Source organism: Arthrobacter sp. CG_A4, from assembly GCF_035985125.1.
In the GTDB taxonomy this organism is placed as follows: domain Bacteria; phylum Actinomycetota; class Actinomycetes; order Actinomycetales; family Micrococcaceae; genus Arthrobacter.
This window is the reverse complement of sequence record NZ_JAXCID010000001.1, coordinates 196,945-212,596: the sequence shown is the minus strand read 5'-3', so window position 1 is coordinate 212,596 and position 15,652 is coordinate 196,945. Positions and strand designations below refer to the sequence as shown.

Annotated in this window: 15 protein-coding genes; 7 read left to right on the top strand and 8 right to left on the bottom strand. The window is 69.0% G+C overall.

The annotated features are described in order from the left end of the window. Positions 1-66 precede the first annotated feature (66 nt). On the top strand, positions 67-1,422 hold the full coding sequence (locus RCH07_RS00915; RefSeq protein WP_326965575.1) for an MFS transporter: 1,356 nt from the start codon (positions 67-69) through the stop codon (positions 1,420-1,422). 167 nt (positions 1,423-1,589) lie between these two features. Here the strand turns inward: RCH07_RS00915 and RCH07_RS00910 are convergent, their stop codons facing one another. The 6 genes from RCH07_RS00910 to RCH07_RS00885 form a co-directional block, all read right to left on the bottom strand. Then, on the bottom strand, positions 1,590-2,240 hold the full coding sequence (locus tag RCH07_RS00910; RefSeq protein ID WP_326965660.1) for a phosphoribosyltransferase: 651 nt from the start codon (positions 2,238-2,240) through the stop codon (positions 1,590-1,592). A 152-nt stretch (positions 2,241-2,392) separates the two neighbouring features. After that, the gene (locus RCH07_RS00905; RefSeq protein ID WP_326965574.1) at positions 2,393-3,220 is read right to left on the bottom strand and encodes an alpha/beta fold hydrolase; all 828 of its coding nucleotides are present in this window, start codon (positions 3,218-3,220) and stop codon (positions 2,393-2,395) included. A 17-nt stretch (positions 3,221-3,237) separates the two neighbouring features. Next, on the bottom strand, positions 3,238-3,567 hold the full coding sequence (locus RCH07_RS00900) for a biotin/lipoyl-containing protein (RefSeq protein ID WP_326965573.1): 330 nt from the start codon (positions 3,565-3,567) through the stop codon (positions 3,238-3,240). After that, positions 3,560-4,543, bottom strand: a complete 984-nt coding sequence (locus tag RCH07_RS00895) for an alpha-ketoacid dehydrogenase subunit beta (RefSeq protein ID WP_326965659.1) — start codon at positions 4,541-4,543, stop codon at positions 3,560-3,562. The genes RCH07_RS00900 and RCH07_RS00895 overlap by 8 nt, the downstream gene beginning before the upstream one ends. Positions 4,544-4,658: 115 nt before the next feature. Next, positions 4,659-5,708, bottom strand: a complete 1,050-nt coding sequence (locus RCH07_RS00890; protein ID WP_326965572.1) for a thiamine pyrophosphate-dependent enzyme — start codon at positions 5,706-5,708, stop codon at positions 4,659-4,661. Between the two features lie 121 nt (positions 5,709-5,829). Beyond that, positions 5,830-7,239, bottom strand: a complete 1,410-nt coding sequence (locus tag RCH07_RS00885; RefSeq protein WP_326965571.1) for an amino acid permease — start codon at positions 7,237-7,239, stop codon at positions 5,830-5,832. A gap of 186 nt (positions 7,240-7,425) precedes the next feature. Here RCH07_RS00885 and RCH07_RS00880 point away from each other — a divergent pair, with 186 nt between their 5' ends. From RCH07_RS00880 to RCH07_RS00855, 6 genes are all read left to right on the top strand, one after another. Then, complete coding sequence (locus tag RCH07_RS00880) at positions 7,426-7,899, top strand: Lrp/AsnC family transcriptional regulator (protein ID WP_326965570.1); 474 nt, start codon at positions 7,426-7,428, stop codon at positions 7,897-7,899. 225 nt (positions 7,900-8,124) lie between these two features. After that, complete coding sequence (locus RCH07_RS00875) at positions 8,125-8,841, top strand: NUDIX hydrolase (protein ID WP_326965658.1); 717 nt, start codon at positions 8,125-8,127, stop codon at positions 8,839-8,841. Continuing rightward, positions 8,838-10,151, top strand: a complete 1,314-nt coding sequence (nadA, locus tag RCH07_RS00870) for a quinolinate synthase NadA (protein ID WP_326965569.1) — start codon at positions 8,838-8,840, stop codon at positions 10,149-10,151. The genes RCH07_RS00875 and nadA overlap by 4 nt, the downstream gene beginning before the upstream one ends. Beyond that, positions 10,148-11,959 carry an L-aspartate oxidase gene (gene nadB / locus RCH07_RS00865; RefSeq protein ID WP_326965568.1) on the top strand — a complete coding sequence of 604 codons (1,812 nt, stop codon included), beginning with the start codon at positions 10,148-10,150 and terminating at the stop codon, positions 11,957-11,959. The genes nadA and nadB overlap by 4 nt, the downstream gene beginning before the upstream one ends. Next, positions 11,956-12,981, top strand: coding sequence for a carboxylating nicotinate-nucleotide diphosphorylase (gene nadC / locus RCH07_RS00860; protein ID WP_326965567.1), 1,026 nt, complete (start codon positions 11,956-11,958; stop codon positions 12,979-12,981). The genes nadB and nadC overlap by 4 nt, the downstream gene beginning before the upstream one ends. Beyond that, positions 12,978-14,138 (top strand): cysteine desulfurase family protein, encoded by a 1,161-nt coding sequence (locus tag RCH07_RS00855; RefSeq protein WP_326965566.1) that lies wholly within the window; start codon positions 12,978-12,980, stop codon positions 14,136-14,138. The genes nadC and RCH07_RS00855 overlap by 4 nt, the downstream gene beginning before the upstream one ends. Positions 14,139-14,217: 79 nt before the next feature. Here the strand turns inward: RCH07_RS00855 and RCH07_RS00850 are convergent, their stop codons facing one another. Next, positions 14,218-14,718 carry a GtrA family protein gene (locus RCH07_RS00850; RefSeq protein WP_326965565.1) on the bottom strand — a complete coding sequence of 167 codons (501 nt, stop codon included), beginning with the start codon at positions 14,716-14,718 and terminating at the stop codon, positions 14,218-14,220. 119 nt (positions 14,719-14,837) lie between these two features. Continuing rightward, a complete protein-coding gene (locus RCH07_RS00845) occupies positions 14,838-15,491 on the bottom strand; it encodes a DUF1684 domain-containing protein (RefSeq protein WP_326965564.1) in 654 nt (217 codons plus the stop codon). Positions 15,492-15,652 lie beyond the last annotated feature (161 nt).

Here is a 15,652-nt window from a genome sequence, read left to right as displayed (position 1 = left end):
GTTCGATCAGTAAATCACGAGGCACCCACCCCGGGCAGTTCACCTGCCCCCAGCAACGGAGTTTCAATGACCGCAACTTCATTCGTCGATTCAGAGGCGGGCCCCAGCAGCAAGCATGAGGAACGCAAGGTCCTCGCCGGGACGCTGGTCGGAACCACGATCGAGTGGTACGACTTCTTCATCTTCGCCCAGCTGACAGCAACGCTGCTGTCGCCGCTGTTCCTCACCCCGCTGCAGAATTCGAATCCGGGCCTGGCGCAGATCCTGTCCTTCGCCCTCATCGGCATCAGCTTCCTGTTCCGCCCGCTCGGCGCCGTCGTTGCCGGCCACCTCGGTGACCGCCTCGGACGCAAGGCCATGCTGGTCTTCACACTCATCATGATGGGTGCCGCGACGGCCCTGATCGGTATGCTGCCCACCTACGCCCAGATCGGCGTCTGGGCTCCGATCCTGCTGATCCTCCTCCGTATCGTCCAGGGCTTCTCCGCCGGCGGTGAATGGGGCGGCGCCGCCCTGATGGCCGTGGAGCACGCCCCCAAGAGCAAGCGCGGCCTGTTCGGCGCCTACCCGCAGATCGGTGTTCCGGTGGGCATGATCCTCGCCACCGGACTGCTGTACTTCCTGAACACAGGCATGTCCAAGGAGGACTTCGCTTCGTGGGGCTGGCGTGTACCGTTCCTGCTCTCCATCGCACTGATCGTGGTCGGCTACCTGATCCGCCGCGCGGTCGCCGAGAGCCCCGTCTTCAAGGAGATGCAGGACCGCAAGGAAGAAAGCAAAGCGCCGCTCGGGGAGCTCTTCCGGAAGCACAAAAAGGCCGTCCTCTACTCGACGATGATCTTCATCGGCAACAACGCCGCCGGCTACCTGCTGATCGCGTTCTTCATCTCCTACGCGACCAAAACCCTGAAGATGCCCACCCCGCAGATCCTGCTCGCCACCACACTGGCCTCCTTCGGCTGGCTGATCTTCACCCTGGTGGGCGGCTGGCTGTCGGACAAGATCGGCCGGGTCAAGACCTTCCTGATCGGCTACGGCATCGTCTTCGCCTGGATGATCCCGATGTTCGCGCTCATTGATACTAAAAACATCGTTCTCTACGGCGTCGCGCTGTTCGTCCTGACCATCGGCCTGGGCCTGTCCTATGGCCCGATGTCCGCAATGTACGCCGAAATGTTCCCGGCGAACGTGCGCTACTCGGGCATCTCGATCGGTTACGCATTCGGCGCCATCCTCGGCGGCGCGTTCGCGGCGACCATTGCGGAGGCCCTGCTGCAGGGCACCAAGTGGACCGGATCTATCGGTATCTACATCATGATCCTCTGCGTCATCTCGGCAGTCGGCGTTATCCTGGCCGGGGAAACCAGGGGCCGCCCGCTCGGTGTCAGCCACCACGCGCCGGCCGAGAAGGCAAAGCACTAAGAATCAGTAACACGGAACCAGCCACATAGAACTAGCCACATAGCGAGGGGCGCGGACCGAAAGGTCCGTGCCACTCGCTTTCAAGCAACGCGTTTAGAAGCAACGCGGGGTCACGTCGCGCCCATCCAAGGCCGCCGCACGGGCCGTATCTGACCCCGCGTTGCTGTTCAGGCGGGGCGGGCACCGAGGAGCCGGACGACGTCGTGGTCCTGAATCTGCGCGAAGGTCCGGTAATAGCTGCCGACGGCGCGGAACTGGCCGGGAAGGTGCAGGAAGAAGACGGCGTCGGCCAGCTCCTCCAGCGCCGTCCCAGCTTCCAGCGAGGCCACGGGGACCCCGACGACGACGGTTGCGGCGCCCGCCGCCCGCACCGCCTCGAGCCCGGCCCGCATGGTTGCTCCCGTGGCCAGCCCGTCGTCGACCAGGATGACGGTGCTGCCCGCGAGCACCGGCCGGGGTCCCGGATATGCCGCAGCGCGGCATTCCAGCTCGGCCCGCTCGATACTTTCCACCCGGTCCAGCTCGGACTGCCGGACGCCGACTTCCAGAAGCCTGGCCACAAGGGGCCGGTTGAGCACACGCACCACCCGGCCGGCTGACCAGGCAAGCGCGCCGAAGGCTGTTTCCTCGTGGCCGGGAATCCCCAGTTTGCGGACCAGGAGTACATCAAAGGGAAGCCGGAGGGCCTCGGCGGCGGCGGCCGCCACCGGCACGCCGCCGCGGGCCAGACCCAGCACCAGCGTGCCCGGCCGTCCCCGGAACTGGGGGAGGGCGGCCGCCAACAACCGGCCGGCCTCGTCGCGGTCTGTGAAGCGCATGCCCACGGGGTCCCTCCTCCGGTTCCGGCCACTTTGCTGCGGCCAGTTCCATCCATCCGACGTGCCGGAACAACGCGGGGTCACCTACGGCCCATCCACGTCGCTCGGATGGGCCGTAGGTGACCCCTCGTTGCTTTAAGACGGCAGGCGCCCTAGACACCCAGGAAGCTGACGGCCCCCTGCTTAAACGCGCGGCTGGTGATGGCGTTGGTATGGTTCCGGCCCGGCAGGATCAGCTGTTCCACCATAGCGCCGGCCGTGGCGCCGAGTGCGGCGAGCTCCGGCATGGAGGCGGCACGGTGGTCCTTCTCGCCGGCCACCAGCAGCATCGGCATGTGCGGGACAGCCTCGGCGGGATCGAACGGCTCGCTCTTGACCGCTTCCACGAGGGACAGCAGCGAGAAGATGTTGTTGCTCGGCAGCAGCTGGGCCATCTTCAGCAGCCCGGCGGTCGATTCATCCGCAATCGGGGTGCCGTCGGCGAGGTAGCGCTGGGCCGCGACGAGGTCGAAGTCCGCGAGCGGATCCGCCACGTTCGGCCCGCCCAGGACCAGCCGGTGGACCAGCTCATGCTGGGTCGCCCCGAACTCCCAGGCAAGCCGCGAGCCGAGGGAATACCCGATCAGATCCAGGCCGCTGGCCGGGTCGCCGTCGCGCACGGGCCGGACGCCGGCGTCCACGGCAATCTGGAGCAGATCCGCGCGGATCCGGCTCGGCGCGTAGGAATCCATGTCCTCGGGGGCGCCGCTGCGGCCGTGGCCGGGCAGGTCCACGGTGATGACGCGGCGGCCGGCCCCGAGCAGGGCGGTGATCCAGCCGGTATCTTCCCAGTTGAGCTTGGCGGAGGAGGAGAAGCCGTGCAGCAGCAGCACGGGGCGCAGCCCGGCGTCGTCCTGCGGTTCGTGGACCGCGATGTACAGCTGCGGGTCGGTGCCCTCCACCGTGTGGGAATGCAGTTCGCCGGTGTGTCTGCCGCTCATGGTGTCAGTCCTCGCTGTCAGTCCTCGTCAAGTACGGCGCTCAGGCGGACCCGGCGCTTCGGTGCCTCTTCCTTCGGGACCGTGCCCACGATGCCGGCGGTATTGTCCGGCACCTCAAACACAATCAGTGGCTCGCCGACATTGATCGTGTCACCGGGCCCGCCGTGGATACGCACCACCTTACCTGCCTGCGGGCTGGGCAATTCAACGGCCGACTTGGTGGTTTCGACCTCGACGAGCGGCTGGTTGCGCTCCACCTGCTCGCCCGGGGAAACCAGCCATTCCAGCACCGTGGCCTCGATCAGGCCCTCGCCGAGGTCGGGCAGCGGGAAGGAAATTTCAGCCACGTTTGTACTCCAATACTCGCTGGATACCGAAGAGGATCCGGTCAATGTTCGGGATGTATTCGTCTTCCAGGTCCCCCGAAGGATATGGGACGTCGAAGCCGGTGACCCGCTCCACCGGGGCCCTGAGGGTGTCGAAGCAGTTATGCGTGATCAGCTGCGCCACCTCGGCGCCCAGCCCGGAGGTCAGCGGCGCTTCGTGGACGACGACGGCGCGGCGCGTCTTCCGCACGGACGCGGCCAGCGCCCCGGCGTCGATCGGCTTGAGCCAGCGCAGGTCCAGGACCTCGACGTCGATCCCGTCCTCGGCGGCGAGCTCGGCCACCTGCAGGCAGCGGGCCACCATGGCGCCCCACGCGACAAGGGTGAGGTGGCGGCCCTCGCGCATAACCTTGGCGCCGGTGGGGGAGCCTCCGGCTGCATCGTGCGTGGCGGCGTCCACCTCGCCCTTCTGCCAGTAGCGGGACTTCGGCTCCATGAAGATCACCGGGTCCGGGCGGGTGGCGGCGTACTTGAGCAGGTGGTAGGCCTCGTGCGGGTTCGACGGCGAAACCACCTTGAGCCCGGGCACATGGGCGAAGAGCGCCTCGAGGCTTTCGCCGTGGTGCTCGGGGGCGCGGATACCGCCGAAGCTGGGCACGCGCAGGGTGATCGGCATCGGCAGGGTGCCCCGGCTGCGGTAGTTCATCCGCGCGATCTGGCAGACGATCTGGTTGATGGCGGGGTAGGCGAAGCCGTCGAACTGGACCTCGGGGATCGGGTGGAAGCCGGCCATCGCCAGGCCCACGGACATGCCGAGGATGCCGGATTCCGCCAGCGGAGTGTCGAAGACCCGCTGTTCGCCGTGTTTGGCCTGCAGCCCGTCCGTGATGCGGAAGACGCCGCCGAGCCGGCCGCAGTCCTCGCCAAAAATGACGGCCTTGGGGTTCTCCGCAAGCACCTCGTCGAGGGCCCGGTTGAGCGCCTGCTGCATGGACATCACGGTGCCGGCACTTTCCGGTGCAGGCGCCGGGGATTGGGGCTGGGATTGGGCCTGTGCCTGGGACGGTGATTGGGCCTGTCGAAGTCCGGCGGTCCCGCCGTCGATCGTCGAGTTAGACATGTTCGGACTCCTCGCGCCAGCTGGCGGCCTGGGCCTGCAGGGCAGGGGTGGTTTCCTGGAAGACCAGGTCAAACATTTCGGTGCCGGGGCGGGAGCCGAGGGCCTGGATGCCGGCCCGGGTCTGCTCCACTTCGGTCTTCGCAGCCGCGAGGGCCTCGGCGAAGAATGCCCCGTCCGCGATCCCCTCGGCGAGCAGCCGCTGCCGGAAGCGTTCCAGCGGGTCCACGCCCGCGTCGTCGCGCTCCTCGTCAAGGGAGCGGTAGCGGCCGGGGTCATCGGAGGTCGAGTGCGGGCCACGGCGGTAGGTCATGGCCTCGATGAGCACGGGACCGTTGCCGGAGCGTGCGTGCGCGAAGGCGCGCCGGCTGGCCTCGAGGACCGCGACGACGTCGTCGCCGTCGATCTGCAGCGCCGGCATGCCGTAGCCGGCCGCGCGGGCGGCGACCGAACCGCCGGCCACCTGGCGTTCGGTGGGGACCGAGATGGCCCACCCGTTGTTCTGGACGAAGAACACCACGGGGGCCTTCATCACGGCGGCGAAGTTCATGGCCTCGTGGACATCGCCCTGCGAGGAGGCACCGTCGCCGAAGTAGGTCAGGGCGACGCCGAGGGTGCCGCCGTCCTTTTGTTCCAGCGTCTGGCCATGCGCCCAGCCGACGGCGTGCAGCACGGATCCGGCCACGACGGCCTGGATCGGGGCCAGGCGGGACTCCATCGGATTGTAGAGCCCACCGTGCCAGGTGGCCTTGTGGGTGGACATATAGGACACCATGTCCACGCCCATGGTCCGGGCGACGCCCATCTCGCGGTAGGTGGGGAAGACGAAGTCCCGGGTGGTATCCACGGCGTAGCCGCTGCCCACCTGGGCCGCTTCCTGGCCGAGCTCCGGCGCGTAGCCGGGGATAATGCCCTGCCGCTGCCAGGCGATGGCCGAGGTGTCGAGATGGCGGACCGCCACCATGAGCGAGTAGAGCCTGCGGAGCTGGGCAGGGCTGGGCGACTCGGCAGCGTCGCCGGAAACCGCCGGAGGAAGTGTGTCCATGGCTGTGACCCTAGTCACCGCGGGCTCGCTGGGCAATCCGCTAGGGAATCGCTGGCCAGACTGTCAAGAACTGCATGCTTCCACGCCGGCGAGCGTGGCAATTTGTACAGGTCATGCCGGGTTACTTCGTGTCGGCGGGCTCGGCGGGCTCGGCGGGCCCGGCGTGGCGGCTGCGGGCCAGCCGGGCGCCGGTCCAGCAGGCCGCGGCAATGCCGGCCACCAGGGCGATGGTGCTGACGAGCTGCCTGCTGCTGTCCGGGCTGCTGAAGCCGACGGCGAAGATCAGGGCCAGGAGTACAAGCCCGAAGATCGTCAGGCCCGGGAAGCCCCGCATCCGCAGCGGCAGGGTGGTGCCCTCACGGTCTGCCCGGCGGCGGAGGATCAGCTGGGACACCAGGGCGGAGCCCCAGACGATCAGGCACGTCGAACCGACCAGCTGGAACAGTGCCGGCAGGATCTGCTCCGGGAAGAGCAGCTCCAGCACCGCGGCCAGGAAGCCGAACGCCACCGAGACGCCGACGGCGACCATCGGCACGTGCGCCGTGTTGATCTTCGAAAGAAACGCGGGGGCCTCGCCGCGTTCGGAGAGTGAGAAGACCATCCGGGAGGCGCCGTACAGGTTCGCGTTCAGGGCCGAGAGGAGCGCGACGACGGCCACCAGGGTGATGGCGGCACCGGCACCGGGGATGCCGGCCAGGTCCAGGACGCCCGCGAACGGGGACTTCAGCGCCTCCGAGGTGTACGGAAGGACTGCGGCGATCACGAAGACGGAGCCGATGTAGAAGACAAGGATCCGCCACACGACCGTGCGGATCGCCTGGCCCACGCTGTGCTGGGGGTTCTCGGTCTCGGCGGCGGCCACACTGACGATCTCGGTGCCGCCGAAGGCGAAGATCACCACGAAAAGCGCGCTCGCGATCCCGCCGAGGCCCTCTGGGGCGAAGTTGGTGGTGATGTTGCCCAGACCCGGGGAGGTGACGTCCGGCAGCCAGCCCAGCAGCAAGGCGGTGCCGATCCCCAGGAACAGCAGGATGGCGGCAACCTTGAGAATGGCGAACCAGAACTCAAACTCGCCGAAGTTCTTCACCCCGGCGAGGTTGATGGCCGTGAACAGGACCATAAACAGGAGCGACAGGGCCCAGACCGGGATTACCGGCCACACCGTGAACAGCAGCCCGGCGGCGCCGAGGGCTTCGGCGGCGATCACGACGACGAGCTGCAGCCACCAGAGCCAGCCCACGGTGGCTCCCGCGGTCCTGCCCATGGCCTTTGCTGCGTAGACGGAGAACGCGCCGCTGTTGGGATTGGCGGCCGCCATCTCGCCGAGGGCCCACATCACGAGGATGATCAGGGTTCCCGCGACCAGGTAGGAAACCAGGACGGCAGGCCCGGCGGCCTGGACCCCGGCTCCGGAGCCCAGGAACAGGCCGGCGCCGATGGCGCTGCCGAGTCCCATCATGGTGAGCTGGCGTGGCTTCATGCTGTGGCCCAGTGTCAGGCCGGGGCGCTCCGCGGTGGACTTCATTGTCATGCTGGCGAACCTTCGTGTGGTGTGGAACTGGGGGTCTTTGTGGGACCTCTTGAATTTACCGCCTTTGACGCGAAGGATCGGCCGTCCGCGTTCCGGCGGCGTGGGAACATGGTGGCAGTTTGCTAACTGAAACGGTATATCGACAGCGATTTGTCACGGCCGCTGCCCCGATGAGAGGAATTCTCGATGGACGTTGATCCGCTGGATGCGAAAATTGTCCGGTTCTTCACCGATTCGCCCCGGGCCTCGGTGCTGGAGGCCTCCCGGGTGCTCAGGGTTGCCCGCGCCACCGTGCAGGCACGGCTGGACCGGATGCAGGGCAGCGGCGTCATCGGGTCCTGGGTGCCGCAGCCGGATCCGGCCCATTTCGGCTTTCCGGTGGTGGCGTTCTGCTCCCTGACGATCAACCAGGACCTGGGGCACGACGCCGTCGTCGAAGCCCTGGCGCGGATTCCGGAACTCATCGAGATCCACACCGTTTCCGGCAGTTCGGATCTGATGGCGCGCATCGCGGCCCGCTCCAACCCTGACCTGCAGCGGGTCCTCGATGCCATGATCGCCACGAGGACGGTGCTGCGGTCCTCCTCGGTGATCGTGCTCAACACGCATTTCCAGGGCCGCACCCTGCCGCTGCTGGAGGCCGCCGCCGAGGGAGGGTGAACAGGCGGCCCGCCCGGCAGGCCCGCCGGGCAGGCCCGCCCGGACGGCTCGGCCAGCCCGCCCGGTGCGCAGCAGCAGCCGAAGGTGACCTGAAACATTTTGCGCCCGGCCCCTAACGTCGTAGACTTAGTTCTAGTCAATCTGACTATAACTATTCCGGCGGTCGGGCCGGATCTGTCCGGGCAGTCCGAAGGGGCCGGTCCGGAGCCTCAGGATGCGGGGTGAATCATCGTCTACACAAGTGCCGCCAACGTTGCCGAGCGTCAGTTCGCGCCGCCGTCTTTGGCTATCTCTACCGTGATCTTCGCGCTTCGGCCGAGCGAAAGTTCGGGACGCCCCGCCCTCTGGATTCCGCTGGTGCGCCGGATCCGCGAACCGTTCAAAGGCCTGTGGGCGCTCCCCGGCGGCCCGCTCACCCCCGCGGAGTCCCTCCAGGATGCCGCGTCCCGGAACCTGCGCGACACCACCGGGCTGGACCCCCGCTACCTCGAGCAGCTCTACGCCTTCGGCGGGCTGCACCGCTCGCCGGCGCAGCGCATTGTGTCGATCGTGTACTGGGCCCTGGTCCAGCCGACCGAGGCCGCGCTCGCCGACGAGTCGGAGAACGTCCGCTGGTTCCGCGCCGACCGCCTGGGGGAACTGGCCTTCGATCACAACGCCATCATCGACTACGCGCTCGGGCGGCTGCGCAACAAGATGGCCTACGGGTCCATTGCCTACCACCTACTTGGCGAGTACTTCACCCTCGCCCAGATCCGGGAGGTCTACGAGGCCGTCCTGGACCGCGAACTGGATCCGGCGAACTTCCGCCGGCAGATCAAAGCCACGCCGGAGATCGCAGAAACCGGCGAATACCTGCAGGGCGGCAAACACCGGCCGCCCCGCCTTTACCGCTATACCGGCCGCCCAGGCCTTGACCCGGACAACAGGAGCACACCATGAGCAGCGTCAACACGGCTATCCAGCTGATCACGCGCGAACAGGCCGCCGGCAGCAGCGCCAATGGTCGGGCAACAGCCTCGACCTGCAGCCCGGCGCTCGCCCGCGGCCCCTGGGACTTCGACCTCGCGGAGGCGCTCGCCGGTGTGCCCTCCTACGGCCCCGGCGCCTCCACAGCCGACGCGGCCCCGGCGTCGACGCCGCGGCAGGGCCAGCTCCCCGAGGAATACAAGCTCGCCGGCGACGCCGAACTTGACGTCCGGATCCGCGCCGCCAAAGCGGCGCTGGGGGACCGCGCCGTCGTCCTGGGCCACTTCTACCAGCGCGACGAGGTGGTGGCATACGCCGACTTCGTGGGCGACTCCTTCCAACTCGCCAACGCCGCCCTGATCCGGCCGGATGCGGAGGCCATCATCTTCTGCGGCGTGCACTTCATGGCCGAGACCGCGGACATCCTGTCCCGGCCGGACCAGGCCGTGATCCTGCCCAACCTTGCCGCGGGCTGCTCCATGGCGGACATGGCGGACATCGACTCCGTGACCGAATGCTGGGAACAGCTTGAGGAGCTCTTCGGCACGGAGCCCGACGCCGACGGCCGGGTCCCGGTCATCCCCGTCACCTACATGAACTCCTCCGCTGCCCTCAAGGGCTTCTGCGGCGAGCACGGCGGGATCGTCTGCACCTCATCCAACGCCGCCACCGTGCTGGAGTGGGCGTTCGAGCGCGGCCAGCGTGTGCTGTTCTTCCCGGACCAGCACCTGGGCCGCAACACCGCCAAGGCCATGGGCGTGCCGCTGGAGCAGATGCCGCTGTGGAACCCACGCAAGGACCTCGGCGGCAACGGTGAGCAGGCCCTGCTCGATTCCCGCGTGATCCTCTGGCACGGTTTCTGCTCCGTCCACAAGCGCTTCAACGTGGGTCAGATCGAGAAGGCCCGCGCCGAGTTCCCGGGGGTCAAGGTGATCGTGCACCCGGAATGCCCGATGGAGGTGGTGGATGCGGCCGATTCCGCCGGCTCCACGGACTTCATCCGCAAGGCCATCGCGGCCGCCACAGAACCGACCACCTTCGCCGTCGGCACCGAGGTCAACCTGGTCAACCGGCTGGCCGCGGAATACCCGCAGCACACCATCTTCTGCCTGGACCCGGTGATCTGCCCCTGCTCCACGATGTACCGGATCCATCCCGGCTATCTCGCCTGGGTCCTGGAGGCGCTGGTCCGGGGTGAGGTGCTCAACCGCATCACCGTGGAGGACACTGTCGCGGCCCCGGCGCGGATCGCCCTGGAGCGCATGCTGGCGGCGCGGCCGTGACCAGGCGCCTGGTGGTGGTGGGCAGCGGGATCGCCGGACTCTACGCCGCGCTGCTCGCCTCCGACGCCGTGTCCTCCGAGGCCGTGTCCGCGCAGGGCGGGAGGCCCGGCGCTGTGTCCGCGCAGGGCGGGTTGCCCGGCGCTGCCGAGGTGGTGCTGCTGAGCAAGGGGACCCTGGAACAAAGCAACACCTTCTATGCCCAGGGCGGCGTCGCTGCCGTGCTGCCGCCGGGGGAGGCGGCGCCGGGCGACTCCGTCGCGGCCCACATCGCCGACACGCTCGCCGCCGGCGCCGGCCTCAACGATCCCGAAGCCGTGCGGATCCTCTGCACCGAGGCCGTCCGGGACATCGCCGGGCTCCGGCGTTTCGGCGTGCGCTTCGACGCCGGACCCGCGGGCGGGCCGGCGCTGGGCCTCGAGGCCGCACACTTCGCCGCCCGCATCCTGCATGCCGGCGGCGACGCAACCGGTGCCCGGATCACCCGCGCCCTTGTGGCCGCGGTCCTCGACCGTGCAGTCCAGGGCCGGCTCCGAATCGAGACGGGCGCCTTCGTGACCGAACTCCTGACCGGCGCAGGGAGCCCGACGGCGGCGGCGCGCGTTACAGGGGTTGCTTACCTCGCCAACGGACGGCCCAGGCGGCTGGCCGCCGATGCGGTGCTGCTCGCCACGGGCGGCGCCGGCAGGCTCTTCGCCCGGACCAGCAACCCGTCCGTGGCAACCGCCGACGGCCTCGCCCTGGCCTGGCGTGCAGGCGCGGCAGTGCGGGACCTCGAGTTCTTCCAGTTCCACCCCACCACGCTGGCCGCCGAGGAGCTCGCCGGCGGCCCGCCGGCGCTGCTGGTCTCCGAGGCGGTCCGCGGCGAGGGGGCAGTCCTGCTGGACGCCGCCGGTTACCGCTTTATGCCGGACTACCATCTTGACGCGGAACTGGCCCCGCGCGACGTCGTCTCCCGCAGCATCGCGCTGCACCTGGCCGCCACAGGGGCGGCCGCGGACAGCCCGGTGTACCTGGACGCCCGGGGGATCGAGGCCGCGCGCGGTCCGGGGTTCCTGGCCCGGCGGTTCCCCAGCATCAGTGCGGCTACCCGCGCCGCGGGCTACGACTGGACCGCGGAACCGCTTCCGGTGTCGCCGGCGGCTCACTACTGGATGGGCGGTGTGTCCACCGATCTCCGGGGACGCACCTCCGTCCCGGGCCTGTATGCCGCCGGCGAAGTGGCATGCACGGGGGTGCACGGAGCCAACCGGCTGGCCAGCAATTCGCTGCTGGAAGGACTCGTCTTCGGCCGGCGGGCTGTCGAAGCATTCCTGGGCTCGGCCGCCGCCGGGCAGGACGCCGTCGATTCGGCCCCTGCCCCGTTCACCGCCGGTATGCCGTCAGCCGCCAGTACGCGGCCCGAACTGCCCGAGTTCCGCGTCCCCGGGTCGGTAACCACTCCCTTCAGCCGGGACGCCCTGCGTCGCCTGATGACCGGCGCCGCCGGTGTGTTGCGCACCGGCGCCGAACTCGACGCCGCCGCGGCCCGGCTCGCCGAGTGGGCAGCAGCCACTCCGAATGTGGATCACCGGACCCGCCTCGACAAGTCCGGCCACGAGGAGCGGAACCTGCTGCTGGCCGCTCAGCTGCTCGTGGCAGCGGCACGGCAGCGGACCGGTTCCGTCGGCGCCCACTACCGCGCCGACGCCGATCCCAGTAGCGCGCGCCCCGCGGAACCCGCTGCCCCGGCCCGCCCAGACCCGCCGGCCGGCCGATCCGGCCACCGGCACACCGCCGAGTCCCGTTCCAAGCAAAGGATCTCGTCATGACAGCACCCGCTACTGCTGCAACCACTGCACGCACCGGAACAGCGGCGCGCCCCACCGCGCCATCAACGCCGTCGACTCCATCAACGCCGTCGACGCCGCCGGCGCTCGCCGGAACGCTGCCCGCCACCGCCGTCGACGCCGTACTGCGGGCTGCCCTGCTGGAAGACGCCCCGTACGGGGACATCACCTCGCAGATGCTCATCCCCGCCGCTGCCCGGGCGACGGCGGTCCTGGCCGCCCGCGTGCCCGGCATACTCAGCGGTGGCGAGGTGTTCGCCGCCGCGATGAAGCTGACCGACGCCGACGCCGCCGTCGTTCTCCTGGTCGCGGACGGCACGGCCTTTGTCGCCGGCACGCCGCTCGCGAGGGTCACAGGGAACGCCCGTGCGGTGCTGCTGGCAGAGCGCGTGGCCCTGAACCTGGTCCAACGGATGAGTGCCATCGCCACGAAGACCGCGGAGTTCGTTGCGCTGGTCGACGGTACCGGGGCCCGGATCACCGATACCCGGAAGACGACGCCGGGGTTGCGCGTGCTCGAACGCTACGCCGTCCGCTGCGGTGGCGGCACGAACCACCGCTTCAGCCTGTCCGACGCCGTTCTGGCCAAGGACAACCACCTGGCCGTCCTCACCGGGGGAGACGCGTCGAAGCTCGCGGCGGTGCTGCTTGAGGCCAAGGCACGGCTGGGGCACACCGTGCACTTCGAGGTGGAAGTGGACGCCATGGAGCAGATCGAACCGGTGCTGGCCGCCGGGGTGGACACCATCATGCTGGACAACTTCACTCCGGCCGAACTGGCCGCCGGGGTGGCGCTGATCGGGGGACGGGCTCGGGTGGAGGCCAGCGGCAACGTCAACCTGGCCACGGTGGCCGGCATCGCCGCGACCGGGGTGGATGTCATCTCGATCGGAGGGCTCACCCACAGTGTCGCCGCCCTGGACCTCGGGCTCGATATTGAACTGGCCCTTGAAGCCGGCACCGAGCCCGGCACCGAGCCGTCGGCAGGCCGACGGGCGCCATGATTTTCCTGGACGCTGCGGCCACCACCCCGGTCCGCCGAGAGGTGCTTGAGGCCATGTGGCCGTACCTCACGGGGGAGTTCGGTAACCCCTCGAGCCACCATTCCCTCGGTGATGCCGCCGCCAGAGCGCTGGCCGGGGCGCGGTCTGCGACGGCCGAGGCGCTGGGCTGCCGCCCGGGCGAGGTCATTTTCACCTCCGGCGGCACGGAAGCGGACAACCTCGCGGTCAAGGGCCTTGCCCTGGCCCGCCGCGCCGCGGACCCGCGGCTGGACCGCGTGGTGATCAGCGCCGTCGAGCATCCCGCCGTGGAGGAATCAGCCCGCTACCTCGAACGGGTGCACGGCTTCGCCGTCGACGTGGTGCCGGTGGACTGCTACGGCCGCGTCACCGGGGAGGCCCTCGCCGCGGTCCTCAGGCCCGAAACCGCCGTGGTCAGCATCATGTATGCCAACAACGAGGTGGGCACGGTGCAGCCCGTGGCAATGCTCGCCGAGCTTGCCCGCGCGCAGGGCATTCCGTTCCATACCGACGCTGTGCAGGCCGCCGGCTGGCTGCCGCTGGACACCGCCGCACTGGGCATCGACGCGCTCAGCCTGTCCGGACATAAGCTCGGGGCACCCAAGGGAAATGGTGCCCTGTTCGTGCGCAGCCGGACCCGGCTGGAGCCCGTGATTCATGGCGGGGGTCAGGAACGCGGCCGCCGCTCGGGCACCGAGAACGTTGCCGGCGCCGTGGCGCTGGCGACAGCGCTTACCCTGGCCCGGGGGTCACAGCATGAGCTCGCGGCGCCTATTGCCGCCCTGCGCGATGACTTCATCCGGATGGTACTGGCCGGTGTCCCCGGCGCGTTCCTCACCGGCCACCCGACCGAGCGGCTGCCCTCCGTGGCGTCGTTCTGCTTCCCCGGAACCAGCGGGGAGTCCGTGCTGCTGGAACTTGAGCGCCAGGGCGTCGTCTGCTCCAGCGGCTCCGCCTGCGCCGCGGGTTCGGACCAGCCGTCCCCGGTGCTGCGGGCCATGGGGATCGACGCCGAAGTCGCGCAGACGGCGGTGCGGTTCAGCTTCGATTCAACGATTACGGCGGCTGAACTGCGGGAGGCGGCGGCCGCTGTGCGATCCGCCGTCGGGAGCGTCAAGTCGCTCGGCCAGGCCACCTGACACCCGACACCCGTTGAGCTATCAGTACCGGTCGTTATCCGGCGTTCAGAGCAACATTAAGTGATAGCTCAAACCGGGTTTAGCGGTGCCGGGCGCGTCGGAAGATCCAGTGCCGCAGCAGGGTGAAGCGCACGGCGGTGGCCACGAAGCCGGACAGCGTTGTGGTCCAGAGTTCGTCGGCCATCGTCGCAGCCGGGTTAATCCAGTGCAGCACCGCCAGGCTTCCGCCGGTAATCAGCAGTGCCACGGAGATGACGATCAACCCGTTGAGGTGGTCGCGTTTCATCCGGTGCCGCTCGGTGATCTTGAACGTCAGCCTCCGGTTCAGCGCCGTGTTCATAATCGAAGTGAGGATGAGGGCCGCCGCGTTGGCCGGCTGGGAGCCGAACCAGGGGCGGAACAGGGCGTAGAGGGCCAGGGACGTCACCGTGCAGATGATCCCGACGCCGGTGAACCGGATCAGCTGCCGGAAAGCCGGATACCGGAGAATGCCGCGGTGGCGGCGGGACTTCGGTCTGAACGGGGCCTGTGGGGGAGATGGCGGCTGCTCGAGCTCAGTGGCGGGCGCGGCAGATTCCATCCCTCAAGCCTGTCACACCAGGGCCTGTTTTCCGGCAACGGAGTCGTGGGGCCAGGCCGGCAGAGCCGAATGCCACGCTGAACCGGTCGCGACGGCGGCCCGCAGGTCAGTACAGCGGGTCAGTACAGTTCGCCGACCGGGATCTCCACGGCGAGCCGGTTGGACGGTCCGGCAAGGGGGCATGCCCAGGCTTCGTTGTAGGCACAGGACGGGCTGTAGGCGAAGTTGAAGTCCACCACGAACTCGGCCGCCGGGCCGGTGCCGTGGGTGCCGTGGTAGGCGCCCTTGATGGTGTCCAGCAGGTAGCGGCCGGCGCCGTAGCTGCCTCCGGGCTGCCCGGCCGTGGCGTCACGGAAGGGCACGAAGATGCCGCCGCCGTAACCGTTGAGTTTCCAGACCGCGAGCTGGCCCAGCTCCGGCAGATCCAGGGTGCCGAGCCGGACGAACCGGACCAGGCCGTCCGTTCCCGTCTCCACATTCATCTCCCGCCCGGCACCCTCGCTGGTCAGCGGGATGTGGAAGCGGTAGATCGGATCGTAGTCCGCCGTCTTGAGCCCGTCGAAGCTCGACTTCGCTGCGGCCGTGAGCGGCGAGGCGGGGTGGGCGCCGAACATCCGGTCCCGCTCGTGGCGCCAGTAGGTGTGGGCCTCGGCCGGGTCCTCGGCTGCGAGCTTCCGCACGGTGGCATAGAGCGCAAAGGTCCGGAGCCGCCAGTCCGCGATGTCGACAGCGGAGATGTCCGCCACACTTTCCCCAAATTCGTGATCCGCCATGTTCCCAGCGTATCCCGCTTTCCCGGCGGCATTTTTTACCGCGGATTGCCTCTTCCAGTACCCGCCCGGACGTCGACGTCCGGGCGCGCGGCTTCATGCACGCCGTGGGTGCGAAGGTTCCGCTCGGGACGCCGTGGGCCGCCGCGGCTTCTGCGAAACGC